The following is a 24,695-nucleotide window of genomic DNA, read 5'->3' on the forward strand; positions in this document are numbered from 1 at the left end:
TGAGGCTCCGTCTACTCTTTCGCACTTTTTGCGCAGCGACTGTGCGCCTCCCCTCATAAATAAAGAAAGCCGCCCGAAGGCGGCTTTCTTTATTGGCGAATCGCTGCTGCTTAGTAGTAGCGCGAGCTGTTCATGCGGCGCATCGCTTCGTACAGCGTGGGCATGCGCACTTCCTGCGAGCGGGCGCTCATGCGGGCCAGTGCATCGATCTTGGCGGCTTCGGCTGCGGGCACGGTGCCTTCCGATTGCTGGCGCCACATGGCGGCCTGCAGTTCCTGCATCACGCGCGGGTCGCTTTGAGCGGTGGCGAGGAAGCGGGCGTCGGCACGCGCCGCGGCACGGCGTTCGGCAGCTGCGCGCCACGCGGCGGCGAGGCTGCTCTGGCGGACCGAGCCGGCGAACAGCGCGAACAAGGCGATGGCTGCAATGCAGAACACCGTCCAGGCAGCAAGCAGACCGCCGTCGTTCCAGTTGGAAACGAGCGACTCGGTCACCACAAGGACGGCCGCCGCGATGGCGACGATCAACAGGGCGATCAACGGGCGGGCGCCATTGGCACCTGCACGTGCGGCCTGGATCTGGCCGAACAGGACTTCGGCGCGACGGACGCCGGGGTGGACGGTAGGTTGGTCAACGTGAACGAAGCTGGTCATGATGCATCCCTCCTGGGACATTGGTAATCAGTGGTGGCGAACAAGGCCGATGGGGTGATATTAGGGATTACCCCAGTGTTTATCCAATTTATCTTTCTGATGTTTATCATTCACAAGGCTGATGGACGTCAACTTTCGCACGCTCGACCTCAACCTGCTTCGCGTCTTCGACGAGGTGATGGCCGAACGCAACCTCACGCGAGCCGCTCGCAACCTGTCGATCACGCAGCCGGCGGTAAGCAATGCGTTGCGACGCCTGCGCGAAGTCCTGGGCGACGAGCTGGTGCGCCGCTCCGGCGCAGGCGTCGAGCCCACCCCTCGCGCGCTCGCCCTCTGGCCGACCGTGCGGGACGCCCTGCGCCAGTTGCAGCACACGCTGGCCCCCGGCGAATTCGATGCCAGCACGGCCGACACGACATTCCTCTTGGCGATGGCCGATGCCACCGCGGCGGAGCTCATCCCGGGCCTGGTCCAGATCGCCGAAAAGGAAGCCCCGGCCATTTCCCTGCGCGTGCTGCCGCTGACCACGCGCGATCCGCGCCGCATGCTGGAACAGGAGGAGGTCGACATGGCGGTCGGCTATTTCCCGGCGGTGATCGCGAGCCTCGCGGCGCGGGGGCAGTCGGGGGTAGGGGTTCCGTTCGAGACCCAGCGGCTCTACCTGGGCCAATATGTATGCGTGATGCGGCGGGGCCATCCGCTGGCGGATGCGCCCCTCACGCTGGACGACTACTGTGCCGCCCGCCACCTGCTGGTGAGTTTCTCGGGCCGGCCCTACGGCTTCATCGACCAGACGCTGGGCGCCATGGGCCGCGAGCGGCGCATCGTGGTGACGGTGAACCAGTTCTTCACCGCAGGCAGGGTGGTCGCCAATTCGGATCTGCTGACCGTGCTGCCCCGCCACTTCGTGACCGTGACCGGCATCGACGACCAGCTGGTACTGCGCGACCTTCCCTTCGACCAGCCGCCGGTACACGTGGATGCGATCTGGCATCGGCGCGCCCAGCACGGGCATTCTCACGAATGGCTGCGAAATGCGCTGTTGCGCTCGGCAGCCGCGGCTTTCGCCGGCTCGGTCCTCGGACAGAAGGTGCCCGACTGACCTGTTGCGCTATCTCGCTATCTATATGTGGATCAGCGGACGACGCTGAGCCAGGCGCTGGCTGCGGCGCGCAGCTCCTGTGCGTGATGGGCTCCGCGGCCGGCGCGCATGTCGGCGCTTTCCATCAGCGCGGCGGCGTGGCTGGCCGGGGCATTGGCGCTGGAAGAACGGAAGAAACGGGCCACTTGGGCGATGAGGCTGAACATGATGGTGCGCGGCTCGTGGCTGCGCTGGAGTGGTTGATGCTCCAAGAATAAGGGTTAACCCTAGAAGATCAAGCCAAACCTTATGCGTGTCACGCATGGGGCAATTCACCTAGACTGGCCCGACGATGAAGCTGCAACTGCTGTCCGATCTGCACCTGGAGTCCCATCCCCGCTTCCGAGCCGAGCCCCTGCCCGGCGCCGACATGCTGATCCTGGCGGGCGACATCGGCTCCTACCAGCAGGGCTCCCGCCTGACCGACACCGACTTCGGCCTGGGCCGCTTCTCCCCCCGCAAGGGCTGGCCGGTGCCGGTGATCTACGTGCCGGGCAACCATGAATACGACAACGTCGACTTCGACGAGACCCACCAGCGCCTGCGCGCCCTCTGCGACGAGCTCGACATCATCTGGCTGGAGCGCGAAACCCGCGTGATCGAAGGCGTCCGCTTCGTCGGCACCACGCTCTGGGCCGATTTCGACGCGCTCGCCGAGCCGACAGACAGCCTCGCCGAAGCACTCAAGAAGCGCGGCAAGGCCATGCGCGCGGCCGATTTCTATCTTGAAAAAGCAGCCACCATGCGTAACGGCGAGCTGTTCCTCGCCGCGCAGCTGCGCGACCAGGGGCTGGCCTGCCAGGACTGGCTCAAGCAGGCGCTGGCCGAGCCATTCGACGGGACCACGGTCGCCATCACCCACTTCGCGCCCAGCCTCGAGAGCGGCGATCCGCGCTACGGATTGACACCCGGCACCGCAGGTTTTTGCAACGCGCTCGACGAGCTGCTGCCCCATGCACAGCTCTGGCTGCACGGCCACCTGCACTGCCCGTCCGACTACGTGAAGAACGGCTGCCGCGTGGTCGCCAACCCCCTGGGCTACGCGCGCAACGGCGAACAGGAAGGCTACAAGCCCCAGCTGCTGATCGAGGTGCCCGGCGCCCGGCACCGGCAGCGGTAACGGCCGGCAACGCGTTCGCCGCCATGGCTGTGTAGACTGGCCCGATTCCATCCGACCGGATGGGGGAGCGTGCCATGACGCAGCAGCAACAACAACGACGTCGCCACTTCCTGCAGCAGGCCGCCGGCGCAGCCGCGACCGCCGGGCTGTCCTCCTTCTGGCCGCGGGCTTTCGCCCAGAAGCCGGCCGAGCCGACCGGAGGCAGGGCCATGGGCCAGCTCTCGATCGCCGAGATGTCGCGCCGCCTCGCCGCCGGCAGCCTCAGCAGCGGCCAGCTCGTGGAAGAAGCGCTGGCCGCCATCCAGAACCCCGCCGGCGAAGGCGCCCGCACCTTCATCCGCGTGCATGCCGATTCGGCACGCGCCGCCGCCGCGCGGCTCGACGCCGAACGCAAGGGCGGCCGCCCCGCCGCCTCGCCCATCGCCGGCATCCCCATCTCGCTGAAGGACCTGTTCGACGAGGCCGGCGTCACCACGCTCGGCGGCTCGGTGGTGCTGGCCGGCCAGCCGCCGGCCGCGCGCGACGCCATCGTGGTCGAGCGGCTGCGGCGCGCGGGCGCGATCATCATCGGGCGTTCCAACACGGTCGAGTTCGCATACACCGGCCTGGGGATCAACCCGCACTACGGCACGCCGAAGAACGCCTACGACCGCGCGACCGGCCGCATCCCCGGCGGCTCGACCTCCGGCGGCGCGATCTCTCTGACCGATGGCATGGCAGCCGGCGCCATCGGTACCGACACCGGCGGCTCGCTGCGCATTCCGGCGGCGCTTAACGGCCTGGTGGGCTTCAAGCCGACGCAGCGACGCGTTCCGCTGGACGGCGTGCTGCCGCTGTCGACCTCCTTCGATTCGGCCGGTCCGATGGCGTGGACGGTGGAAGACTGCGCCCTGCTGGATTCCGTGCTCGCCGCCGAGCTGCCGCGCCCGCTGCGCGTGCTGCCGATGCGTGGCCTGCGCTTCGCGGTGCCCAGGACCTTCTTCCTCGACGAACTCTCGCCGCCCGTGGCTGCGGCCTTCGCCTCGGCGCTGGCCAAGCTCTCCGCCGCGGGCGCGACGATCACCGAGCTGCCGATGGCCGAGTTCGCGAAGGCGCCGACCATCAACCCGCGCGGGATGATCACCGCCGCCGAAGCCTTCACCTGGCACCGCGAGCTCATCAAGACCGCCGCCGCCAGGTACGACCCGCGCGTGCTGGCCCGCATCAGGACCGGCGAGACCATCACCGCGCCCGACTACCTGCAGCTGCAGGCGCTGCGCCGGCAGTTCATCCGCTCGATCAACACCGTGGCCGCGAGCTACGACGCAATGCTGATGCCCACCACGCCCGACATCGCGCCGCCGATCGCCGAGGTGCTGAAGGACGATGACACCTACTACCGGATCAACGGCCGCATGCTGCGCAACCCCGCGGTGGTGAACCTGTTCGACGGCTGCGCGCTCTCGGTGCCCTGCCATGACGCGGGCACCGCGCCGGTGGGGCTGATGGTGGCCAGCATCGGCAACACCGATCACCGCCTGCTGGCAGTGGGCGCGGCGGTGGAGGCGGTGGTAACGCCGAGGCGTGCGCTCAGCAGCTGAGCTGCCGCACCGCCAGCGTCGGAGATTCAGGCGCCGCCGCGACCCTTCGCCACCAGCTTGATGCCCGGCATCAGCTCGGCCGCCAGCTCCGGCCGCTCCAGCGCGTAGTCGAGGTTCATGCGCGCGATCTCGACGTGCTCCTCGCCCAGCGCCTGCGCGCGCGAACCCTGGCCGCGCTCGATGGCCTGCACCATCGCATGGTGCGTGCGGTGAGCCTGGCGCATCCACTGCTGGCCCTCTTCCATCGACGACTGCATCGGCAGCATCGCGCTCGGGGCGGCGAAGGGCTGGCCGCCGAGCATGTCCATCACCCGCTTGAGCGCGAGGTTGCCGCAGCCTTCGATGATCAGCTTGTGGAAGCGGTCGTTCATCTCGACGTAGGCAGCGTAGTCGTCGATCTCCATGCTGGGCTTGTTCACGGCGCGGTCGCCGTCTTCCAGGCATTCCTTCAGGTCGCGCAGCAGCTGGCGCGAGGCGCCGTCCTCGGCAAGCAGGCGCGCGGCGAAGCCTTCGATCACGCCGCGTACACGGATGGCGTCGGCCACCTCCTGCGAGGTGAAGCGGCGCATCTGGTAGCCGCCGCTGGGCGACTGCTCGATCAGCCCTTCGTGCTCCAGGCTGGCCAGCGCCAGCCGCACCGGGGTGCGCGAGGCTTCGAGCTTCTCGGCCAGCGGGATCTCGGCCAGCCGCTCTCCGGGCCCGAATTCGCCCTTGAGGATCATGTCGCGCAATTGCACGAGCACGCGGGATTGTTGGGAGTCCATGGGCGGATTCTAGGAGACGGGCCCCACATTGCACGCAGCGTATTTACTCTGGCTCGGTTGTTGCATGCATAGCTTCACAAGAAGTGTCAAAAACCGACGATACGCTCAGCGTTTACCCTGATTTTGGCCTTTGCAAGCCCCAGATTGGGGCAATTTGGCAGATGAAAGTTTGACCGGGATCGAGGATCACCAAGACAATGCATACAGCTGCATGCAATGCCTGCAAGCCTCTTTCCACAGTCCCCACGATGGAGCCCGCACGATGATCAGCGCAGAGCAGAACGAATTCATCACCCGCGTCGGACCCGGCGCGCCCGCCGGCAAGCTGCTGCGCCGCTACTGGCAGCCGGTGGCCCTGGCCGACGAACTGGCGGGCCCGCGCCCGGTCAAGCCGGTGAAGCTCATGGGGCAGGACTTCGTCCTCTTCCGCGACGAGAGCGGCCAGCTCGGCATGCTCGACCGCGACTGCCCGCACCGCGGCGCCGACCTCGCCTTCGGCCGCCTCGAGAACGGCGGCATCCGCTGCGCCTTCCACGGCTGGCTGTTCGACGCCAGGGGCAACTGCCTAGAGACCCCGGCCGAACCCGCCTCCAGCAAGCTGTGCAGCCGCATCAAGCAGTCGGCCTATCCGGTGGTCGAGAAGAGCGGCGTGGTCTTCGCCTACATCGGCGAGGGCGAGCCCCCCGCCTTCCCCGAGTTCGACTGCTTCGTCGCGCCCGACAGCCACACCTTCGCGTTCAAGGGCCTGTTCGAGTGCAACTGGCTGCAGGCGCTCGAGGTGGGCATCGACCCGGCGCACGCCTCGTACCTGCACCGCTTCTTCGAGGACGAGGACACCTCCGGGAGCTACGGCAAGCAGTTCCGCGGCGCCTCGGCCGACTCCGACATGCCCATCACCAAGGTGCTGCGCGAATACGACCGGCCCGACATCAGCGTCGAGCCCACCGACTACGGCTTCCGCCTGAAGGCGCTGCGCAAGCTGTCGGAGGACACCACCCACGTGCGCGTGACCAACCTGGTGTTCCCGCAGGCCTTCGTGATCCCGATGAGCTCCGAGATGACCATCTCGCAGTGGCACGTGCCGGTGGACGACACGCACTGCTACTGGTACGCCATCTTCACCAGCTTCACCGGCCCGGTCGACAAGCAGCAGATGCGCGAGCAGCGCCTGAAGCTCTACGAGCTGCCCGACTACACCTCGCGCAAGAACAAGCGCAACAACTACGGCTACAGCATCGAGGAACAGCTCACCGAGACCTACACCGGCATGGGCGACGACATCAACGTGCACGACCAGTGGGCGGTGGAGTCGCAGGGCCCCATCCAGGACCGCACCCGCGAGCACCTGGGCAGCACCGACAAAGGGATCATTGCCTACCGCCGCGTGCTGGTGAAGGCGATCGAGGCCACGCTGGCCGGCGAAGGCGCGCCGATGGTCATCGACGCCGCGCAGGCCAGCGCCATGACCGGCCCGCCGTCCATCGACGGCATCGGCCGCAACGTCGCCGACGAGGCCGCCACCGAGGCCTACTGGCAGGACGCCGACCGCGCGCGGCGACTGAAGTCGGACTGGGCCTCCGCACGCCTGGCCGCAGCCTGAGCACACGCCATGACGAGCCACACATTCGTCGACCGCTTCGGCCTCTGGAGCGAAGACCAGCACGCGCAGGCCAGGGAACTGGTGCGCCGCATCGACGGCGGCGAGGTCGACCTCGTCCGCTTCGCCTGGCCCGACCAGCACGGCATCCTGCGCGGCAAGACGCTCGTTGCCACCGAGGCGCGCTCGGCCCTCTGGGAAGGCGTGAACCTTACCTCGACCCTGCTGGCCAAGGACACATCCCACAAGACCGTGTTCCCGGTGTTCACGCAAGGCGGCGGCTTCGCCATCGAAGGCCTGCAGGGCGGCGCGGACTTCACCATCGTGGCCGACCCCGCCACGTTCAAGGTGCTGCCATGGTCGCCGCGCACCGGCTGGGTGATGTGCGACGCCTACATGGCCGACGGCAAGCCCTGCCCCTTTGCCACGCGGCAGATCCTGCAGCGCGCGGTGCACCAACTCGACGAGCTGGGTCTGGACTTCGTCGCCGGCCTCGAAGTGGAGTTCCACGTCTTCAAGCTCGACGACGCGCGCATGGGCCTGGCCGATTCGGGCCAGCCCGGCGAGCCGCCGCGCGTGTCGCTGCTGTCGCACGGCCACCAGTACCTCACCGAGTTGCGCTACGACCGCGTCGACACGCTGATGGAGCTGCTGCGCTCGCAACTGGTGGCGCTCGGCCTGCCGCTGCGCTCGCTGGAGATCGAATTCGGCCCGAGCCAGTTCGAGCTGACCTTCGGCCCCACCGCCGGCGTCACGCCCGCCGACACCATGGTGCTGCTGCGCAGCGCCATCAAGCAGATCTGCCAGCGCCACGGGCTGCACGCCACCTTCATGTGCCGGCCGAAGATCCCGAACGTGATGTCCAGCGGCTGGCACCTGCATCAGTCGCTGCGCCGCAGGAGCGACGGCGTCAACGCCTTCATGCCGGAGGCCTCGAGCGGCCAGCCGCTGAGCGAGACCGGCATGCACTACCTCGGCGGCCTCAAGGCACACGCCTGCGGCGCCGCGGCGCTCGCAAGCCCCACCATCAACGGCTATCGCCGCTACCGCCCCTTCTCTCTCGCGCCCGACCGCGCGATCTGGGCCAAGGACAACCGCGGCGCGATGCTGCGCGTGCTCGGCGGCGCGGGCCAGGCGGCCACTCGCATCGAGAACCGCGTGGGCGAGCCGACGGCCAATCCGTACCTGTACCTGGCCTCGCAGCTGTTCTCGGGCCTGGACGGCATCCGCAACAGGATCGACCCCGGCCCCTCTGCCGACGCACCGTACGAAACGCCGGCGGAGCAACTGCCCCGCTCGTTGAGCGACGCCCTCGCCTGCCTGCGCCAGGACGAGATGCTCAACGCGCAGATGGGCAAGCCCTTCGTCGACTACCTCTGCCATATCAAGGAAGCGGAGATCGCCCGTTTCAACCTCGAAGTCAGCGAGTGGGAACACCGCGAGTACTTCGACATGTTCTAGAACCCATGCCCACGATCCACTACATCCTCAAGGACGGCACCACGCGCGCGGTCGACGCCAAGGTCGGCGCCAGCGTGATGGAGACCGCCATCCGCGGCAACGTGCGCGGCATCGATGCCGAGTGCGGCGGCTGCTGCTCCTGCGCCACCTGCCACGTCTACGTGGACGACGCCTTCATCGACCTGCTGCCGCCACCCGACGACATGGAGAGCGCGCTGCTCGATGCCGTGGCGTCCGAGCGCCGGCCCGGCTCGCGCCTGAGCTGCCAGCTCGGCATCACCGCGGCCTTCGATGGCCTCACGGTGCGCGTACCCGATACGCAGGTCTGACGCCTGGCTCGGGCATCATCGCCCGCTTTGTTTGCACATCCGGTTACATGACAGCGGCGCCCGAAGGGGCGCATCCACTCCACCTGAAAGGCGTTTTCCCATGACGACGATGACCAAGAGAACCATCCTCTCGACCCTGCTGCTGGCCGGCTTCGGCCTGCTGGGAGCGACCGCGCAGGCCGCCGGCGAGCCGCTGCGCATCGGCCTCATCGCCACCTACTCGGGCCCGTACGCCGACTACGGCCGCCAGTTCGACGCCGGCATCGCGCTCTACCTGAAGGAGCACGGCGGCAAGGTGGGCGGCCGCACGGTCGAGATCATCAAGAAGGACACCGCCGGCCCCGCGCCCGACGCCGCCAAGCGCATCGCGCAGGAGCTCATCGTGCGCGACAAGGTGAGCGTGCTCACCGGCCTGGACTTCAGCCCCAACGCGTACGCCGTGGGCGCCATCGCCACGCAGGCGAAGATCCCGACCATCGTGATGAACGCGGCCTCCTCGGCCATCACCACCAGCTCGCCGTACGTAGCGCGGCTGTCGTTCACCGTGCAGCAGGTGACGGACCCGATGGCGCGCTACATGCTCAAGGAAGGCATCAAGGACGCCTACACCGTGGTCGCCGACTACGCCTCGGGCGTCGACGCCGAGACCGCCTTCAAGAAGACCTTCACGGCCGGCGGCGGCAAGGTGTCGGGCGAAGTGCGCACGCCGATGAACAACCCCGACTTCTCGGCGTACGTTCAGCGCATCAAGGACGCCAAGCCCCAGGCCGTGTTCTTCTTCTTCCCCTCGGGCGTGATGCCGCCGGCCTTCCTGAAGGTGTGGAAGGAGCGCGGCATGGAGCAGGCCGGCATCAAGCTCTACGCCACCGGCGAGGCCACCGACGACAGCTACCTCGACGCCACCGGCGACGTGGCGCTGGGCCTGGTCACCAGCCACCACTACTCCTTCGCGCACCCGTCGCCGAAGAACCAGAAGTTCGTGAAGGACTTCGCCGCCGACAACGGCACCAAGCTGCGCCCGAGCTACTTCGCCGTGACTGCCTACGACGCCATGGCCGCCATCGACCTCGCGCTGGCCAGGACCAAGGGCGACACCGCCGGCGACAAGTTCATGGACGCGCTCAAGGGCCTGAGCTTCGAGAGCCCGCGCGGCCCGGTGGAGATCGACCCGGCCACGCGCGATATCGTGCAGACCGTCTACATCCGCAAGACCGAGCGCGTGAACGGCCAGCTGGTGAACGTGGAGTTCGACAAGTTCGAGCGCGTGAAGGACCCGGCGAAGGAAGGCGCCGCCGCCAAGTAGGCATTGCTCGTCGTATCCATCGTTCAGCCAGCGAGTCAGCAAGCGGGAAATTCATGGGCATCGTGATCTTCGACGGAGTGGCCTACGGCATGCTCCTCTTCCTCATCGGCGTGGGCCTGTCCATCACGATGGGGCTCATGAATTTCGTCAACCTCGCGCATGGCAGCTTCGCGATGGTGGGCGGCTACGCAGCCGCCGTGCTGATGAACCGCTTCGGGCTCGGCTTCGGCCTCTCGCTGGCGGCCGCCTTCGTGGCGGCAGCCGTGCTGGGCGCCCTGCTGGAGTTCGTGTTCTACCGGCGCCTGTACCGCGCGCATCCGCTGGACCAGGTGCTGCTGTCGATCGGCGTGGTGTTCGTGTCCATCGCCGCCTTCACCTACTTCTTCGGCCCGACGATGCAGCCCTTCACGCTGCCGCCGGCGCTCGACGGGCAGGTGTCGCTGGCGGGCCTGGAAGTGGGCCGCTACCGGCTCTTCCTGATCGTCTGCGGCGTGCTCGTGCTGGCTGCCCTGCTGCTGGGCCTGGGCAAGACGCGCTACGGCGCGATGGTGCGCGCGGCGGTCGACAACCAGCGCGTGGCCGGCGGCACCGGCATCCATGTGCAGCGGCTCTTCTTCCTGACCTTCTCGCTGGGCTGCGGCCTCGCGGGCCTGGGCGGCGCGCTGAGCCTGGGGATGCTGGGGCTGGAGCCCTCGTTTCCGCTCAAGTACCTCGTCTACTTCCTGATGGTGGTCTGCGTGGGCGGCGCGGGCACCGTCACCGGGCCTTTCGTCGCGGCGCTGCTGGTCGGCATCGTCGACGTGGCGGGCAAGTACTACCTGCCGGAAGCCGGCGCATTTCTCATCTACGTCTTCATGATCGTCATGCTGCTGGTGCGCCCGAACGGCATCGTCGCGAAGAAGGGGCTCGCATGAAAGCCCTGAACCTCTCTCCCGCGCAGCTGCGCATCGCCGAGGCCGCCTTCTGGCTCGCGCTGGCGTCGAGCTTCTTCCTGCTGCCCGACAAGCTCACGCTGATGAGCCAGGTCCTCATCTTCGGCCTGTTCGCGGTGTCGCTCGACATGGCACTGGGCTACGCGGGCATCCTCACCGTGGGCCACGCGGCCTTCTTCGGCGCGGGCGCCTACGCGGCCGGCCTGCTCGCCAAGTACGGCTGGAGCGAGCCCTTCAGCGGCCTGGTCTTCGCACTCGCGGTGTGCGCAGCGCTGGGCTATGCGCTGAGCTACCTGGTGGTGCGCGGCGCCGATCTCACGCGGCTGATGATCACCATCGGCGTGTGCGTGCTGCTCTACGAACTGGCCAACCGGCTCTCGGGCATCACCGGCGGCACCGACGGGCTGCAGGGCGTGGCCATCGCGCCGGTGCTCGGCTTCTTCGAATTCGACCTCTACGGCAAGACGGCGTTCGGCTACGCCTTCGGCGTGGTGCTCGCGATGTTCCTGCTGGTGCGGCTGGTGCTGCGCTCGCCCTTCGGGCTGGCGCTGCGCGGCATCCACGACAGCCGCAAGCGCATGACGGCCATCGGCTCGCCGGTGGAGGCGCGGCTGCGCATGGCCTACGCCTTCTCGGCGGCGGTGGCGGGCGTGGCGGGCGCGCTCCTGGCGCAGACCACGCAGTTCGTCGGCATCGAGTCGATCGGCTTCAACCGCTCGGCCGAGGTGCTCATCATCCTGGTGCTCGGCGGCACGGGGCGGCTCTATGGCGGGATGATCGGCGCCATCGTCTACATGCTGGTGCACGACTGGTTCGCCGACATGAACCCGCAGTACTGGATGTTCTGGCTCGGCATCTTCCTGATCGCCGCCGTCATGCTGGGGCGCGGCGGCATCATGGGTGCGCTCTCGCGCTTCGTGCGCACGGGGAAGGCGCGATGACGAACGCCACGCACACCCTGCGCACGCAGGACCTGGGCGTGCGCTTTGGCGCTTTCCAGGCCGTGGCCGACGTGAACCTTTCGCTCGAGCCCGGCGCGCGGCAGGCGCTGATCGGCCCCAACGGCGCCGGCAAGACCACGCTCATCAACCTGCTGACCGGCGTGCTCAAGCCCACCAGCGGCAGCATCCACATGGGCGGGACCGACATCACGCGGCTGCCCGGCGACAAGCGCGCCCGAATGGGCCTGGCGCGCACCTTCCAGATCAACACGCTCTTTCCCAGCCTCACGCCGCTGCTGTCGGTGGTGCTGGCGATCAGCGAGCGCGAAGGGCTGGGCGCCACCTGGTGGCGGCCGCTGAAAGGCTGCACCGCGGTGTTCGACGAGGCGCATGTGCTGCTTCGCACGCTGAAGCTCCACGGCCTCTCCGACGTGCCCGTAGCCGAGCTGGCCTACGGCAAGCAGCGGCTGCTCGAGATCGCGCTCGCGCTCGCGGCCAGGCCCCGCATCCTGCTGCTCGACGAACCCGCCGCCGGCGTGCCGGAGGACGAGAGCGGCGAGCTTTTCGAGGCCATCGCGGCGCTGCCCGCGGACATCAGCGTGCTCTTCATCGAGCACGACATGAAGCTGGTCTTCCGCTTCGCACGCCGCATCTCGGTGCTGGTGGGCGGACGCATCCTCACCGAGGGCACGCCTTCGGAAATCGGCGCCGACCCGCGCGTGCGCGAGGTCTACCTGGGCAGCTCGCACCTCCATCACCACCCACACACCCATGCCTGAAGCACTCGCCTTCGACAACGTCACCGCCGGCTATGGCAACGCCGTGGTGCTCGACCGGCTCGATTTCTCCCTGCAGCAGGGCGAGAGCCTTGCCATCCTCGGGCGCAACGGCGTGGGCAAGACCACGCTGCTCGAGACGCTGATGGGCAACACCCGCGTGATGCAGGGCGCGATCCGCTGGCAGGGCACGGACATCGTGCGCTGGCCCTCGCACCAGCGCGTGCGCGCGGGGCTGGGCTGGGTGCCGCAGGAGCGCGAGGTGTTCCCCTCGCTCACGGTCGAAGAGAACCTCACCGTCATCTCGCGGCTGGGCGGCTGGAACCTCAAGCGCGTCTACGACTTCTTCCCGCGCCTGCGCGAGCGTCGCGGCAACTACGGCAACCAGCTGTCGGGCGGCGAGCAGCAGATGCTCGCCATCGGCCGCGCGCTCATGACCAACCCGAAGCTGCTGCTGCTCGACGAGCCCATGGAGGGCCTCGCGCCGATCATCGTGGAGGAACTGGCGACGGCGATCCGGCGGCTGTGCGAGTCGGAGGGGCTCGCGTCGATCGTGGTGGAGCAGCACCCCGTGCTCGCGCTGGAGATGACGCACAAGGCGATCGTGCTGGAGCGCGGCACGGTGGTGCACGCGGGGCTCAGTGCGCAGCTGGCGGAGGACGCGTCGCTGCTCGAGGGGCTGCTCGGGGTCGGGGTCTGAAATTCGGGAGCGGGCAGCCGGACGCAGAGGGCGCGAAGGTTTCGCGAAGGTCGCAAAAGGAAAACCAAAAAAGTTTTCGATTTCTTCTGCGACTTCTGCGTAGTTTTTGTATTCCTTCTGCGTTCGGCTGTCCGGTCCCGCTTTCGCGCCCGGCGGCCTAGCTGAGCATCTGGCCGCGGCTGCCGATGACGGCCACGTCCACGAACTGGCCGCCTTCGCGGTTGGTGCGCCCGTAGTTGATCTTCACGCCGCCCAGGTCGAAGTTCTCGATGCTCGCGAGCCCCGACATCACCGATGCGCGGGTGAGCGAGCCGCCCGCGCGGCGCATGCCCTCTGCGAGCACCGCCGCGTTCAGGTAGCCCTCCAGGCTGGTGAGCGAGAAGTCCTTGACGCCGTTGGCCACCATGTCGGCCTGGTAGCGGCGCACGATCTCGAACTTGGTCGAGTACGGCGAGGGCACCACGATCACGAAGCCCAGGCCCTTGGCCAGGTCGCCCATGGCCGACAGCGCGCTGGCCGTGATGGAGAGGCCGTAGGCCGAGCTGCTGTTGCCCGCCTCGCGCAGCGCCTTCAGGAACACCGGCGCCGTGCCGGCCAGACCGACCACCACCACCTGAGGCTTGGCCTTGGCGATGGCTTCGGCGGCGGGGCCCACTTCCATGCTGGTGGTGTTGGGCGTGGTCGCGATCACCGCCGGCTCCAGCTTCGCCTTCGCCAGCGCGGCCTTGAAGGCGGCCAGCACCGACTGCCCCAGCGGATCGTTCGAATGCACGAGGCCGATGCGGCTCTGGCCCAGCACGGCGGCGGTGCTCACCAGCTTCTCGACTTCCTGGTCGTAGTTGGCGCGCACCCAGAAGGTGTTGGGCGAATTCTTCCTGCGCAGCGAGATCGTGCCGGTGATGGGGCCCACCACGGCCATGCCGGGCACCGCATCCATCACCTCGGCCGTCTGGCGCGTGCCCAGGGGGTGCACCAGCGCGAGCACGGAGCTGTCCTTCTCGAAGGCCAGCGCGTTGGCCTTGGCCACGTCGGGCTTGAAGGTGTCGTCGGCCATCACGAGCTCGACCTTGGAGCCGTTGATGCCGCCAGCCTTGTTCAGCGCATTGAAGAAGGCGCTGGAGCCCTGGTACAGGCCCTGGCCGTTGGCCTTCTCGACGCTGCTGTTGTCGAAGGTCGTTCCCACGCGCAGCGGCCGGTTCTGCGCGAGCGCCGGAAAGCCGAGGCCGGCGGCGGCAGTGGCGGCGGCCAGCCCGGTCAGCGCACGCCGACGGCTGTTGGAAAGCGGCGCAATCGACTCGCGCGGCACGGGAACGGTCATGGTCGAAGTCTCCGGAAATGAATGCGTCTGTGACAAAAGTTCACACTCTTGCGAGGAATGTAACGCACCTTGCCGCGCCGGAGATGACCTTGGCTGCTACTTCATGGCCGGCTTCGGCATGGCCGCCACATTCATGGCAGCTGGAGCAGGCCGCCCGGCTACAGCAGCTCTTCGCCCACGATCGGCAGCAGCAGCCAGTTCTTGAAGCGCAGCCAGAGGAATTCGCCGGGCTCGTCCTCGTGGACGATGTCGCCGCCGGCGTCGTCGTACTCCAGCCACTGCACGCGCCGGCCGTTGGGCGCGAGCCGCAGCCGGTAGCCGAGGTTCACGCGCTCGCCGCTCATGAGCCTGTCGTAGTCCTTCACCAGCTCGGGGCTGTCGATGACCAGCCCCATCTCGGTATTGACCGCGGCCGAGCGGTGGTCGAGATTCATCGAGCCGATGAAGAAGCGCTCGTCGTCGACGATCGCCAGCTTGGCGTGCAGCCGGCTGATCGACTTGCCGAAGTCGCCGAAACGCCCCGACTTGCCGGTGAGCGTGGGCGCGATCTCGTAGATGGTGACGCCGATCTTCAGCATGTCGGCGCGGTAGCGCTCGTAGCCCGCATAGGCCAACGGCTCGTCGGTGGCGCCCAGCGAGTTCGTCACCACCGTGATGCGCCCGCCGCGCTCGATGGCCTTCTTCATCATCGCCATGCCGCGTGCGCCCGGAATGAAGTACGGCGAGCCGATCTTCACCTCGCGCTCGGCCGAATTGATGACGCTCAGCGCACCCTCCGTCACGCTTCCCTCGTACGCAGCTTCGGCCTTGCGGGTGATCTTCTCGGGGTCGTCCACGAACAGCGTCGACGGTGCCCAGTAGCGCTCGACGTTGCCGGCAATGAGCTGCTGCCCCACCGGCGACTTGTCGAGCACGTCGCGCTGGTGCATGGCCACGTCGGGCACCGCGGTGCGCGCGATCTCGTCGAAGCGCTTCTGCGCCTGCGCAACGGGCATGCGCAGCGGCGCGATCTGCTCGATGGGGCGCACGTGCTCGCTGTTCCAGTAGCGGTCGAAGCCCTCGGACATCTGGCGCACCACCGGGCCGCTGGACAGCACGTCCATGTCGATGAAGTTCGCCGCCGTGCTGCGCATGAAGTATTCGTTGGCGATGTTGCGGCCGCCCGAGACCGCGAAGCTGTTGTCGGCCACCAGCAGCTTGTTGTGCATGCGATGGTTGATGCGGCCGAAATCGGTCAGCGAGAACAGCAGCCGCGTGGCCAGCGAACTCGCGCGCGACGGCAGCGGGTTGAACAGCCGCACCTCGATGTTCGGGAAGGCCGACAGCGTGCTGAACACCTCGTCCTCGCCGCCCGTGTAGAGGTCGTCCACCAGCAGCCGCACGCGCACGCCGCGCGCCGCGGCCTCGCGCAGCTCCTTGAGGAACAGCAGGCCGACGTCGTCCTTCTGGATCAGGTAGTACTGCACGTCGAGCGACTTCTCGGCATGCCGCGCGAGCGAGATGCGCGCGTCGAAGGCGAAGGCGGCCTCCGGCAGCAGCCGGAAACCCGAAAGCGAGGTCGAGCCGCCCGGCGTGCCCTTGGCCGCCAGCTGCCCCAGTTCTGTCTGCGACACGTCGGTAACAGCCGTGACCACCGGGCGCGGCTGCGGCGGCGGCAGGCTCGCGCAACCCGCCAGCCAGAGGGCGGCGGCGCCCAGGACGAGAGCGGCGAATCGGCGGACGGTGGAGGCGCGCATGGGCCGAACTGTAGCTCGCGGCGGGCCCGGATGGCGGGCCTATCATCGAAGCGAAACAAAAGGAAAAGAAGCGTGCTCAACGGCTTGTGGCTGGGTTTCTTCGGGGTGGCGGCATTGGCGGCGCTGGTGCGCTGGCTGGTGGGGGGCGATCCGACCGTGTTCGCGGCGCTGGTCGAAAGCCTGTTCGCGATGGCGCGGCTGGCGGTCGAGGTGATGGTGCTACTGTTCGGCACGCTCACGCTGTGGCTGGGCTTCCTGCGCATCGCAGAGGCGGCGGGGCTGGTGGGCTGGCTCGCGCGGCTGCTGGGGCCGCTCTTCCGGCGGCTCATGCCGGGCGTGCCGGCGGGGCATCCGGCGCTCGGGCTCATCACCATGAACTTCGCGGCCAACGCGCTGGGGCTGGACAACGCCGCCACGCCCATCGGCCTGAAGGCGATGCGCGAGCTGCAGCGCCTGAACCCCGACCCGGTAACGGCCACCAACGCGCAGATCCTCTTTCTGGTGCTCAACGCCTCGTCGCTGACGTTGCTGCCGGTCACCATCTTCATGTACCGCGCGCAGCAGGGCGCGGGCGACCCGACGCTGGTGTTCCTGCCTATCCTGCTGGCCACCAGCGCCTCCACGCTGGTCGGGCTGCTGTCGGTGGCGGTGGCGCAGCGCCTGCGGCTGTGGGACCCGGTGGTGCTGGCCTACCTGGTGCCGGGCGCGCTGCTGCTGGGCGGATTCATGGCCCTGCTGGGCACGCTGTCGGCGACGGCCATCGCCTCGCTGTCGTCGCTGCTGGGCAATCTGACGCTGTTCGGCGTGATCGTCGTGTTCCTGCTGGCGGGCGCCATCCGTCGCATCAAGGTGTACGAATGCTTCATCGAGGGCGCGAAGGAAGGTTTCGACATCGCGAAGAACCTGCTGCCCTACCTGGTGGCGATGCTGTGCGCCATCGGCGTGCTGCGCGCCTCGGGCGCGCTCGACTTCGCGCTCGGCGGCCTGCGCTGGCTGGTGACGGCGGCGGGGCTCGACGCGCGTTTCGTCGACGCCATGCCCACCGCGCTGGTCAAGCCCTTCTCGGGCAGCGCGGCGCGCGCGATGCTGATCGAGACCATGAAGAGCCAGGGCGTCGACAGCTTCCCTGCCCTGGTGGCCGCCACCATCCAGGGCAGCACCGAGACCACCTTCTACGTGCTTGCGGTGTACTTCGGCGCGGTGGGCATCCAGCGCACGCGGCATGCGGTGTCGTGCGCGCTGCTGGCCGAGCTGGCGGGCGTGATGGCCGCCATCGCTGTCTGCTATTGGTTCTTCGGCTGAGCGCGGGGCTCGACGACCGGGAACATCGGCTCGAAGGTGTCGAGCATCGACATCAGCTCCGCCAGCTTCGTGCGGTCGCCGTCGATCTTCACCTTGCCCGCGAGCACCGCCGCCGGGAAGCTGGTTTCCTTCAGTGTGATCGCGTCCAGCGTGGCGCGGCTCAGCGTCACGGTGGCGTCGGCATCCGGCTGGCGGCCCGCGATGTGCGTGAGCGCGGAGTTCTCCAGCGTCAGCACGAACTGCTGGTTCGAATCGGTGAAGTTCCAGTTGATGGCCATCTTCCTGCCCTCGGCCCTGGCCGCGTTCAGCCGCACGCCGAGGAAGTCGAAGAACAGGTCGTTGCTCACTGCCTTGAGCGAATCAGCGTTGGCGCTGTTGCCGGCAGCGATCTTCGGCACGCCGTTGCGCAGCTCCATCGCGCCCACCAGATAGGCGCTGCGCCAGGTGCCGGCCTCCGATTGGTAGCCCATCTGCTCCAGGGCGTCGGCGCCCAGTTCGCGGGCCGCGCGGTTGGCGGGGTCGGCGTACACCACCTGACTCATCGCGCTGGCCACCCAGCGGAACTCGCCCTTCCTGAAATCTTCGCGGGCACGCGCCAGCACCGCGTCGGCGCCGCCCATGTACTCGACCGTCTTCTTCGCATAGGCCACAGGCGGCAGCGGGTTCAGGTTGGCGGGGTTGGCGTCGTACCAGCCCAGGTACTTCTGGTACACGGCCTTGGCGTTGTGCCGCAGCGTGCCGTAGTAGCCGCGCGCCGACCATTCCTGCTCCAGGCTTGCGGGCATGCGCAGCGTCTCGGCGATGTCGGCCGCCGTGTAGCCCTGGTTGAGCAGGCGCAGCGACTGATCGTTGATGAACTTGTACATGTCGCGCTGCTTCTTCAGCAGGTCGACGATGCGCTCGGCCCCGAAGGTGGGCCAGTGGTGCTGGGCGATCAGCACCTCGGCCTTGCCGCCGAAGGCCACGCGCGCCTCGTCGATGTACTTCGACCACAGGTTGCCGTCGCGCACCTCCGCGCCGCGGATGGTGTAGAGGTTGTGCATGTTGTGCGTCACGTCCTCCGCCATGTTGAGCACGCGGAACTGCGGCAGGTACATGAGCATTTCCGACGGCGCCTCGGAGCCCGGCACCAGCCTGAAGACGAACTGCACGCCGTCGATGGTGCGCTCCTCCGTGGGCTTGTCGATGGTGGACGTAGGCGCGATCAGCGACATGGTGCCGCGCGCCAGCGCCTTGCCCAGGCCGGTGTCGACCTGCCCGCGCGGGCCCGGCGGCAGCAGCGTGCCGAACTGGTACTGCGAGCGCCGGCTCATCGCGTTGCCCGCGAGGATGTTCTCGGCCACCGCCGTTTCCATGAAGCCCGAGGGCGCGAGCACCTGCACGCGGCCAGCCTTCACGTCGGCCTCGTCGATCACGCCCTTCACGCCGCCGAAGTGGTCGGCATGGCCGTGCGTGTAGATCACCGTTCCCACCGGCTTGCGCGGACGGTGCTGGTAGTAGAGCTCGAGCGCGGCGCGCGCGGTCTCGGCGGCCAGCAGCGGATCGATGACGATCAGCGAGCTGTCGCCTTCGACGATGGTCATGTTCGCGAGATCGAAGCCGCGCACCTGGTAGACGCGATCGGTCACCTTGAAGAGCCCGTGGATCGCGTTGAGCTGCGCCTGGCGCCACAGGCTCGGATTGACGGTGTCGGCCGGCGCCTCGGCCTTGAGGAAGTCGTAGGGCTTCATGTTCCACACCGGGCGCGCGCCGGAGCCCGGCACCAGCGCATCGGGCACGGTGCCGACGAAGCCGTGCATCGCGTCCTCGAAGTCCTGCCGGTTGGCAAAGGGCAGCGTCTTCGCCATCTCGGCGTTGGCCTGCAGCGTGGAGGGCTCGGGCGCCTTGGGCTCGGTCTGCCCAAAGGAGGCCGACGGCGCGCCCAGCGCGCATGCAAGGGCGACGAGCGCAACGGAGAAGGAAGAAGGAGCGGGCGAGGAAGATTTCATCCGGCAATGATGCGAAGCGCCAGAACCATTGGCAAATGCAAAATATGCGCTTCCTTTTGAAGCAAAACGCAAAATGCAGCTGCGCCAGCTCCAGCATCTCGTCGCCCTCGCCGACCAGGGCAGCTTCGGCCGCGCGGCCCAGGCAGTGCATCTTTCGCAGCCGGCGCTTTCGCGCAGCATCGAGAGCCTCGAAGAGAGCCTGCAGGCGCGCCTGGTCGACCGCGCCTATGGCAGCGTGCGCTTCACCCAGGCCGGCGAGCTGGTGCTGGCGCGCGCCCGCGAGCTGCTGGCCGACGCGCAGCAGATCGCGCGTGACGTGCTGCAGCTCGAGGGCCTTGCCATCGGCAGCCTCGCGGTCGGCTTCGGCCCCTTCGCCGCCGGCACGCTGGGCCGCGCGGCGCTGTCGCTCATGACGCAGCGCCACCCGCAGCTGCAGATGCGCATGGAAGTGGCCGATACCGCCACGCTGTGCGAGCGCCTGCACCGCCGCGAGCTCGACCTGTTCGTCGCCGACACGCGAGACCTGACGAAGCTTCAGCCCGGGCTGAAGCTCTCGCGGCTGCCCAACCTGCCGGTGTCCTTCTTCGTGCGGCCGAAGCACCCGCTGCTGAAGCTCAAGCCCCGGCCCGTGCCGCTCGACAAGCTCATGGCCTACCCCGTCGCCGGCCCGCGCCTGCCGGCGGAGGTCGCGGCGCAGTTCGACCGGGTGGCGCCGCGCGGCGACCGCGGCGTGTTCAACGTAACCTGCGACGACGCCGGCACGCTGCGGCACCTGGCGCTCACCGCCGACGCGGTGATCCTCGCGCCGGTCGCCCTTGTCCCCAGCCATCCGGGCCACGACACAGACACCCTTGTTCCCCTGCCCGTGGCGGGCCTGGAGCGCATGCAGACGCACTACAGCCTCGTCACGCTGGCGGCGCGCACGCCCTCGCCGGCGGCCGCCGTCTATACCCGGCTCGTCGACGAGTTGATGGACCCGCTCGGGCAGGCCGGCGGGCACTGAGCCAAAATGGCCCTCCGCCTTCAAGCCTTTGCGTCTTTTTTCAGTGACCACTCCCCGCCGGGCCCAGCCGCCCTCCTTTTCGTCCGACGAGTTCCGTGAAGCCCTCGGCATGTTCGCCACCGGCGTCACCGTCGTGACCGCGCGCGCGGCGAACGGCACGCTGGTCGGCCTCACGGCCAACTCCTTCAACTCGGTGTCGCTGACGCCGCCGCTGGTGCTGTGGAGCCTGGCGCGCGCGGCCGGCTCGATGCCCGCGCTCAGCGCCGGCTCGCACTACACGGTGAACATCCTCGCGGCCAACCAGAAGGCGCTGGCCGAGCGCTTCGCCACCAAGAACATCGACCGCTGGGCCGACGTGGCCTTCACCGAGGGCCTGGGCGGCGCGCCGGTGCTCGTGGGCGCGGCGGCCAGCTTCGAGTGCTTCAACCGCAGCCGCTACGACGAAGGCGACCACGTGATCTTCGTCGGCGAGGTGGAGCGCTGCTCGCACGATGCGGGCGCATCGCCGCTGCTCTTCCACGGCGGTCGCTTCTACACGGAGCATCCCTTGTGACGCATCGTCCTGCGCTCCTGCTTGTCCTGCTGCTCGCCGCGCAGGCCGGCACGGCGCAGGAAGCGAACGGGCCGGTCAAGCAGAACTGGTTCGACGACCCGTTCTTCCAGCTCTCCTCGGGCCTGCCGGCCTGCGCCGTGCCCGAGGGCCCGTTCTACACGGCGCAAGAGCGTCGCCTGCAGACCCATTCGCGGCTGGAGCGCGGCACCACCTGCTGGCTGGCCGGCAAGTGCGCCGACAGCAACGCCTACCGCTACGACAAGCCGCTCGCGCCCAAGGTGCGCGCCGCGCTGCTGGCCGTGCCGGGGGTGAAGAAAAGCAGCGTCTGGGTCATCATCCAGCGCCGCTGGGTGTACCTGCAGGGCTGCGTGCCGGACGCAGCGCTCGCCAGGAAGCTGGAGCGCGCCGCGCGCGCGGTGGCCGACGTGGAGACCGTGGTGCCGGATCTGATGACGGGCACGCGGGGCAAGCCGCCCTATCCGGTGGCCCCGCCTAGATAGGGGCCGGGAAGCCTCACGCGCACGCCGAACACGCCGCCGCGATACGATCATCGGATGAATCCGGCGACTCCTCGCCGCGAACGACGATCCGAATGATCCAGCGCAAGACTCACCTCGACGGCCTCGCCATCGGCCTGCTCATTGCCTGCTGCGCCTTCTGGGGCCTGCAGCAGATCCTCATCAAGACCACCGTGGCGGAGGTGCCGCCGATGTGGCAGGCCTCGATCCGCATGGTCGGCGCCACTGTGCTGCTGTGGCTGTGGTGCGTGTGGCGGCGCGTGCCGCTCTTCGAGCGCGACGGCACGCTGTGGCCCGGGCTTCTGGCGGGCATGCTGTTCGCGGGCGAGTTCGCCGGCATCTACCTGGGCCTGCAGCACACCAGCGCGTCGCGGCTCACCGTGTTCCTCTACACCGCGCCCTTCTGGGTCTCGCTGCTGCTGCCGCGCTGGGTGCCGGCCGAGCGGCTGCGCGGCTTCCAGTGGCTGGGGCTCTTCATCGCGTTCTCGGGCGTGGTGCTGGCCTTCAGCGAGGGCTTCGCCCACATGAGCTCGTCGCAGCTCATCGGCGACGGCATGGCGCTGGCGGCCGGCATGCTCTGGGGCCTGACCACGCTCACGCTGCGCACCACGCGCCTGGCCACGGCCAGCGCCGAGAAGACGCTGTTCTACCAGGTGGCGGTCACCGCGGCGATGTGCCCGGTGCTGTCGCTGGTGCTCGGCGAGCACTGGAGCTTCTCGTACTCGGCCTGGGCCTGGACCTCCATCGGGCTGCAGACGGTGGTCGGCGCCTTCGCCAGCTATCTCGCATGGATGTGGTTGCTGCGGCACTACCCCGCCACGCAGATGTCGTCCTTCACCTTTCTCACGCCGCTCTTCGCGCTGGTGTTCGGCGTGGCGCTGCTGAAGGAGCCGCTCACTGCGCAACTGATCGTGGCGCTCATCGGCGTGGCGCTGGGCATCGTGCTGGTGAACCGGCGGCCTGCGGTACAACGCAGCGCATGAGCACCAACATCACCCGATTCCAGCCCGTCCTCGACGAGATCGTCGCCACGCTGCGCCCGCAGCTCGGCCAGGGCGGCAAGGTCGCCAGCTACATTCCGGCGCTCGCGCGCGTCGATGCCCGGCAGTTCGGCATCGCGCTGCGCACCTGCGAGGGCGAGGAAGCCGGCGCGGGCGACTTCGAGACGCCCTTCTCCATCCAGAGCGTTTCCAAGCTCTTCACGCTCACGCTCGCCATGCAGCGCATGGGCGACGCGCTGTGGGAGCGCATCGGCCGCGAGCCCTCGGGCAACCCGTTCAACTCGCTGGTGCAGCTGGAAAACGAACAGGGCAAGCCGCGCAATCCCTTCATCAATGCCGGCGCCATCGCGGTGGCCGACCGGCTGGTGAGCCAGGCCAAAGCCAGCGGCGGCAGCGCCAAGGCCGACATCCTCGCGCTCATGCGCAGCCTGTGCGGCGAGCCCATCGCCTTCGACGACGAAGTGGCGCAATCGGAGGCCGACACCGGCTTTCGCAACATCGCGCTGGCCAACTTCATGAAGAGCTTCGGCAAGATCGACAACGACGTCGAGACCGTGCTGGACACCTACTTCCACCAGTGCGCGCTGCGCATGAGCTGCCGCCAGCTGGCGCGCGCCGCCGCCTTCCTGTGCCGCGACGGGGCACACCCCATCGACGGCGAGCCCGAGGTCACGGGCGAGCGGCAGACGCGCCGCATCAACGCGCTGATGCTCACCTGCGGCACTTATGACGCGGCGGGCGACGTGGCCTTCTCCATCGGCCTGCCCTGCAAGAGCGGCGTGGGCGGCGGCATCGTCGCGGTGGTGCCCGACAGGCTCACGCTGTGCGTGTGGTCGCCCGCGCTCGACGCCACCGGCAATTCGCTGCTGGGCATGAAGGCGCTCGAAATGTTCGTGGCGCGCACGGGTCTGTCGGTTTTCTGAACCTGCCTCAGGCGGCGGCAGCCACCGGCGCCGTGGCCAGGCAGCCCATGCCGTCTAGCGCGGTCTCCACGGCCTCTTCGAGCGGCGTGTGCGGCTCGCGACCGAGAAAGGCCACCAGCTTCGCGTTGTCCATCGCCACGGGCGTGCGCCACAGGTAGCGCATCTCGCGCAGTTCCCGGAAGGTCACGACGAAGGGCGAGGCCAGCGCCAGCAGCCACCACGGAAAGGCCGACACGCGGACCTTCGCGCCGGTGCGCCGCGCCACCACCTTGCGGATGGCCTCGCTCATGCGCGTGCCGTCCGAATCCCAGTGGCCCGCCATGTGGAAGCGCGCGAAGGGCTCCAGCCTGTCGCGCCGCGCGAGCAGCTCGACCATGGTGCGCGCCACGTCCGGCAGGTAAGACCACTGGTGGCCTACACCGGGGCTGCCGGGCTGGCTCACGGCCCGCACGGGCTGGCCCGCCTTCACCAGCCCCTGCGAGAACCAGTTGTTGCCGGCCTTCGGCCCGAAGAAATCGCCGGCGCGCACGATCAGCACGCGCGCGCCCTGGCGGCTGGCCTCCTCGAGGCGCCGTTCCAGCTCGACGCGGATCGCGCCCTTGCTGGTGAGCGGATGCTGCGGCGAATCCTCGGCCAGCAGCGCAAAGGCGTCGGGGCCGAAGTTGTAGACCGTGCCCGGCAGCACGATGGTCGCGCCCTCGGCCTTGGCTGCGGCGATGGTGCTGTCGAGCATCGGCAGCACCAGCTCCGACCAGCCGCGATAGCCCGGCGGGTTGACCGCATGCACGATGACCGAGCAGCCCTTCGCGGCGCGGCGCACCGACTGCTCGTCCATCGCGTCGCCCGCCAGCCAGGTGATTCCGTCGCTCTTTCCCTCTGTTGCGCCGCGCTTGAGCGCCCGCACATCCCAGCCCGCATCGCGCAGCTGGCGGGCCACCTCGCCGCCGATGCCGCCCGTTGCGCCGAGAACCAGAACCTTGTCGTTGCGTGCCGTTTCGTGTGCCATGAAATGCTCCAGAACAGTTGTCGATGGAAGAATTCTGGTTTCGACGGGGT

Annotated in this window: 24 protein-coding genes; 17 read left to right on the plus strand and 7 right to left on the minus strand. The window is 68.5% G+C overall.

Annotation, left to right across the window (positions count from 1 at the left end; all coding sequences use genetic code 11):
• Positions 1–110 precede the first annotated feature (110 nt).
• On the minus strand, positions 111–653 hold the full coding sequence (locus tag EJP67_RS05645) for a hypothetical protein (protein WP_126020473.1): 543 nt from the start codon (positions 651–653) through the stop codon (positions 111–113).
• A gap of 121 nt (positions 654–774) precedes the next feature.
• On the opposite strand from EJP67_RS05645, the gene EJP67_RS05650 reads away from it, so the two are divergent.
• Positions 775–1,755 (plus strand): LysR family transcriptional regulator, encoded by a 981-nt coding sequence (locus EJP67_RS05650; RefSeq protein WP_126020475.1) that lies wholly within the window; start codon positions 775–777, stop codon positions 1,753–1,755.
• 32 nt (positions 1,756–1,787) lie between these two features.
• On the opposite strand, the gene EJP67_RS33545 is transcribed toward EJP67_RS05650, so the two are convergent.
• Positions 1,788–1,961 (minus strand): hypothetical protein, encoded by a 174-nt coding sequence (locus EJP67_RS33545; RefSeq protein WP_165909565.1) that lies wholly within the window; start codon positions 1,959–1,961, stop codon positions 1,788–1,790.
• 125 nt (positions 1,962–2,086) lie between these two features.
• Here EJP67_RS33545 and EJP67_RS05655 point away from each other — a divergent pair, with 125 nt between their 5' ends.
• The gene (locus EJP67_RS05655; RefSeq protein WP_126020477.1) at positions 2,087–2,914 is read left to right on the plus strand and encodes a metallophosphoesterase; all 828 of its coding nucleotides are present in this window, start codon (positions 2,087–2,089) and stop codon (positions 2,912–2,914) included.
• Between the two features lie 74 nt (positions 2,915–2,988).
• A complete protein-coding gene (locus tag EJP67_RS05660; RefSeq protein ID WP_126020478.1) occupies positions 2,989–4,494 on the plus strand; it encodes an amidase in 1,506 nt (501 codons plus the stop codon).
• A gap of 26 nt (positions 4,495–4,520) precedes the next feature.
• Here EJP67_RS05660 and EJP67_RS05665 read toward each other — a convergent pair whose 3' ends face one another.
• Positions 4,521–5,258 carry a GntR family transcriptional regulator gene (locus EJP67_RS05665; RefSeq protein ID WP_126020480.1) on the minus strand — a complete coding sequence of 246 codons (738 nt, stop codon included), beginning with the start codon at positions 5,256–5,258 and terminating at the stop codon, positions 4,521–4,523.
• Positions 5,259–5,520: 262 nt separating this feature from the next.
• Between EJP67_RS05665 and EJP67_RS05670 the strand changes: the two genes are divergently transcribed.
• The 8 genes from EJP67_RS05670 (at position 5,521) to EJP67_RS05705 (ending at position 13,297) form a co-directional block, all read left to right on the plus strand.
• Positions 5,521–6,858 (plus strand): aromatic ring-hydroxylating dioxygenase subunit alpha, encoded by a 1,338-nt coding sequence (locus EJP67_RS05670; RefSeq protein ID WP_126020482.1) that lies wholly within the window; start codon positions 5,521–5,523, stop codon positions 6,856–6,858.
• Positions 6,859–6,867: 9 nt separating this feature from the next.
• Positions 6,868–8,316, plus strand: a complete 1,449-nt coding sequence (locus EJP67_RS05675; protein WP_126020485.1) for a glutamine synthetase family protein — start codon at positions 6,868–6,870, stop codon at positions 8,314–8,316.
• 5 nt (positions 8,317–8,321) lie between these two features.
• On the plus strand, positions 8,322–8,645 hold the full coding sequence (locus EJP67_RS05680) for a 2Fe-2S iron-sulfur cluster-binding protein (RefSeq protein ID WP_126020487.1): 324 nt from the start codon (positions 8,322–8,324) through the stop codon (positions 8,643–8,645).
• A 100-nt stretch (positions 8,646–8,745) separates the two neighbouring features.
• Complete coding sequence (locus tag EJP67_RS05685) at positions 8,746–9,948, plus strand: ABC transporter substrate-binding protein (protein WP_126020489.1); 1,203 nt, start codon at positions 8,746–8,748, stop codon at positions 9,946–9,948.
• A 53-nt stretch (positions 9,949–10,001) separates the two neighbouring features.
• Positions 10,002–10,862 (plus strand): branched-chain amino acid ABC transporter permease, encoded by an 861-nt coding sequence (locus tag EJP67_RS05690; protein ID WP_126020491.1) that lies wholly within the window; start codon positions 10,002–10,004, stop codon positions 10,860–10,862.
• Entirely contained in the window at positions 10,859–11,821 is a 963-nt protein-coding gene (locus EJP67_RS05695; protein ID WP_126020493.1) for a branched-chain amino acid ABC transporter permease, read from the plus strand. The genes EJP67_RS05690 and EJP67_RS05695 overlap by 4 nt, the downstream gene beginning before the upstream one ends.
• On the plus strand, positions 11,818–12,600 hold the full coding sequence (locus EJP67_RS05700) for an ABC transporter ATP-binding protein (RefSeq protein ID WP_126020495.1): 783 nt from the start codon (positions 11,818–11,820) through the stop codon (positions 12,598–12,600). Before EJP67_RS05695 ends, EJP67_RS05700 begins: the two co-directional genes overlap by 4 nt.
• Positions 12,593–13,297, plus strand: a complete 705-nt coding sequence (locus tag EJP67_RS05705; RefSeq protein WP_126020497.1) for an ABC transporter ATP-binding protein — start codon at positions 12,593–12,595, stop codon at positions 13,295–13,297. Before EJP67_RS05700 ends, EJP67_RS05705 begins: the two co-directional genes overlap by 8 nt.
• 157 nt (positions 13,298–13,454) lie before the next feature.
• On the opposite strand, the gene EJP67_RS05710 is transcribed toward EJP67_RS05705, so the two are convergent.
• Both EJP67_RS05710 and EJP67_RS05715 read right to left on the minus strand, forming a co-directional pair.
• On the minus strand, positions 13,455–14,615 hold the full coding sequence (locus tag EJP67_RS05710; RefSeq protein ID WP_126020499.1) for an ABC transporter substrate-binding protein: 1,161 nt from the start codon (positions 14,613–14,615) through the stop codon (positions 13,455–13,457).
• A 158-nt stretch (positions 14,616–14,773) separates the two neighbouring features.
• Positions 14,774–16,351, minus strand: coding sequence for a phospholipase D family protein (locus EJP67_RS05715; protein WP_126020501.1), 1,578 nt, complete (start codon positions 16,349–16,351; stop codon positions 14,774–14,776).
• 72 nt (positions 16,352–16,423) lie between these two features.
• On the opposite strand from EJP67_RS05715, the gene EJP67_RS05720 reads away from it, so the two are divergent.
• Entirely contained in the window at positions 16,424–17,653 is a 1,230-nt protein-coding gene (locus EJP67_RS05720; protein ID WP_126020503.1) for a nucleoside recognition domain-containing protein, read from the plus strand.
• Here the strand turns inward: EJP67_RS05720 and EJP67_RS05725 are convergent.
• The gene (locus EJP67_RS05725) at positions 17,635–19,641 is read right to left on the minus strand and encodes an alkyl/aryl-sulfatase (RefSeq protein ID WP_126020505.1); all 2,007 of its coding nucleotides are present in this window, start codon (positions 19,639–19,641) and stop codon (positions 17,635–17,637) included. The two genes, EJP67_RS05720 and EJP67_RS05725, sit on opposite strands and share 19 nt — an antisense overlap.
• A gap of 73 nt (positions 19,642–19,714) precedes the next feature.
• Here EJP67_RS05725 and EJP67_RS05730 point away from each other — a divergent pair, with 73 nt between their 5' ends.
• The 5 genes from EJP67_RS05730 to EJP67_RS05750 all read left to right on the plus strand — a co-directional run bounded on the left by EJP67_RS05730 (position 19,715) and on the right by EJP67_RS05750 (position 23,639).
• Positions 19,715–20,644: a LysR family transcriptional regulator gene (locus EJP67_RS05730; RefSeq protein ID WP_126020507.1), complete on the plus strand. Its 930-nt coding sequence runs from the start codon at positions 19,715–19,717 to the stop codon at positions 20,642–20,644.
• Positions 20,645–20,687: 43 nt separating this feature from the next.
• Positions 20,688–21,197, plus strand: a complete 510-nt coding sequence (locus EJP67_RS05735) for a flavin reductase family protein (protein WP_126020509.1) — start codon at positions 20,688–20,690, stop codon at positions 21,195–21,197.
• Positions 21,194–21,697, plus strand: coding sequence for a BON domain-containing protein (locus EJP67_RS05740; RefSeq protein ID WP_126020511.1), 504 nt, complete (start codon positions 21,194–21,196; stop codon positions 21,695–21,697). Before EJP67_RS05735 ends, EJP67_RS05740 begins: the two co-directional genes overlap by 4 nt.
• A 92-nt stretch (positions 21,698–21,789) precedes the next feature.
• Positions 21,790–22,698 (plus strand): DMT family transporter, encoded by a 909-nt coding sequence (locus EJP67_RS05745; protein WP_126020513.1) that lies wholly within the window; start codon positions 21,790–21,792, stop codon positions 22,696–22,698.
• Entirely contained in the window at positions 22,695–23,639 is a 945-nt protein-coding gene (locus tag EJP67_RS05750; RefSeq protein ID WP_126020515.1) for a glutaminase, read from the plus strand. Before EJP67_RS05745 ends, EJP67_RS05750 begins: the two co-directional genes overlap by 4 nt.
• Before the next feature lie 7 nt (positions 23,640–23,646).
• On the opposite strand, the gene EJP67_RS05755 is transcribed toward EJP67_RS05750, so the two are convergent.
• Entirely contained in the window at positions 23,647–24,645 is a 999-nt protein-coding gene (locus EJP67_RS05755; protein WP_126020517.1) for an NAD-dependent epimerase/dehydratase family protein, read from the minus strand.
• Positions 24,646–24,695 lie beyond the last annotated feature (50 nt).

The organism is Variovorax guangxiensis, from assembly GCF_003952165.1.
Classification (GTDB): Bacteria; Pseudomonadota; Gammaproteobacteria; order Burkholderiales; family Burkholderiaceae_C; genus Variovorax; species Variovorax guangxiensis.

Excerpts from the sequence above, each read along its gene's own strand:
- EJP67_RS05695 (WP_126020493.1), top strand. The coding sequence starts at position 10,859 with ATGAAAGCCCTGAACCTCTCTCCCGCGCAGCTGCGCATCGCCGAGGCC.
- EJP67_RS05670 (WP_126020482.1), top strand. The coding sequence starts at position 5,521 with ATGATCAGCGCAGAGCAGAACGAATTCATCACCCGCGTCGGACCCGGC.
- EJP67_RS33545 (WP_165909565.1), bottom strand. The coding sequence starts at position 1,961 with ATGTTCAGCCTCATCGCCCAAGTGGCCCGTTTCTTCCGTTCTTCCAGC.
- EJP67_RS05660 (WP_126020478.1), top strand. The coding sequence starts at position 2,989 with ATGACGCAGCAGCAACAACAACGACGTCGCCACTTCCTGCAGCAGGCC.
- EJP67_RS05685 (WP_126020489.1), top strand. The coding sequence starts at position 8,746 with ATGACGACGATGACCAAGAGAACCATCCTCTCGACCCTGCTGCTGGCC.
- EJP67_RS05745 (WP_126020513.1), top strand. The coding sequence starts at position 21,790 with ATGATCCAGCGCAAGACTCACCTCGACGGCCTCGCCATCGGCCTGCTC.
- EJP67_RS05715 (WP_126020501.1), bottom strand. The coding sequence starts at position 16,351 with ATGCGCGCCTCCACCGTCCGCCGATTCGCCGCTCTCGTCCTGGGCGCC.
- EJP67_RS05675 (WP_126020485.1), top strand. The coding sequence starts at position 6,868 with ATGACGAGCCACACATTCGTCGACCGCTTCGGCCTCTGGAGCGAAGAC.
- EJP67_RS05655 (WP_126020477.1), top strand. The coding sequence starts at position 2,087 with ATGAAGCTGCAACTGCTGTCCGATCTGCACCTGGAGTCCCATCCCCGC.
- EJP67_RS05755 (WP_126020517.1), bottom strand. The coding sequence starts at position 24,645 with ATGGCACACGAAACGGCACGCAACGACAAGGTTCTGGTTCTCGGCGCA.
- EJP67_RS05730 (WP_126020507.1), top strand. The coding sequence starts at position 19,715 with ATGCAGCTGCGCCAGCTCCAGCATCTCGTCGCCCTCGCCGACCAGGGC.
- EJP67_RS05700 (WP_126020495.1), top strand. The coding sequence starts at position 11,818 with ATGACGAACGCCACGCACACCCTGCGCACGCAGGACCTGGGCGTGCGC.
- EJP67_RS05680 (WP_126020487.1), top strand. The coding sequence starts at position 8,322 with ATGCCCACGATCCACTACATCCTCAAGGACGGCACCACGCGCGCGGTC.
- EJP67_RS05645 (WP_126020473.1), bottom strand. The coding sequence starts at position 653 with ATGACCAGCTTCGTTCACGTTGACCAACCTACCGTCCACCCCGGCGTC.
- EJP67_RS05705 (WP_126020497.1), top strand. The coding sequence starts at position 12,593 with ATGCCTGAAGCACTCGCCTTCGACAACGTCACCGCCGGCTATGGCAAC.
- EJP67_RS05650 (WP_126020475.1), top strand. The coding sequence starts at position 775 with ATGGACGTCAACTTTCGCACGCTCGACCTCAACCTGCTTCGCGTCTTC.
- EJP67_RS05725 (WP_126020505.1), bottom strand. The coding sequence starts at position 19,641 with ATGAAATCTTCCTCGCCCGCTCCTTCTTCCTTCTCCGTTGCGCTCGTC.
- EJP67_RS05690 (WP_126020491.1), top strand. The coding sequence starts at position 10,002 with ATGGGCATCGTGATCTTCGACGGAGTGGCCTACGGCATGCTCCTCTTC.
- EJP67_RS05750 (WP_126020515.1), top strand. The coding sequence starts at position 22,695 with ATGAGCACCAACATCACCCGATTCCAGCCCGTCCTCGACGAGATCGTC.
- EJP67_RS05665 (WP_126020480.1), bottom strand. The coding sequence starts at position 5,258 with ATGGACTCCCAACAATCCCGCGTGCTCGTGCAATTGCGCGACATGATC.
- EJP67_RS05710 (WP_126020499.1), bottom strand. The coding sequence starts at position 14,615 with ATGACCGTTCCCGTGCCGCGCGAGTCGATTGCGCCGCTTTCCAACAGC.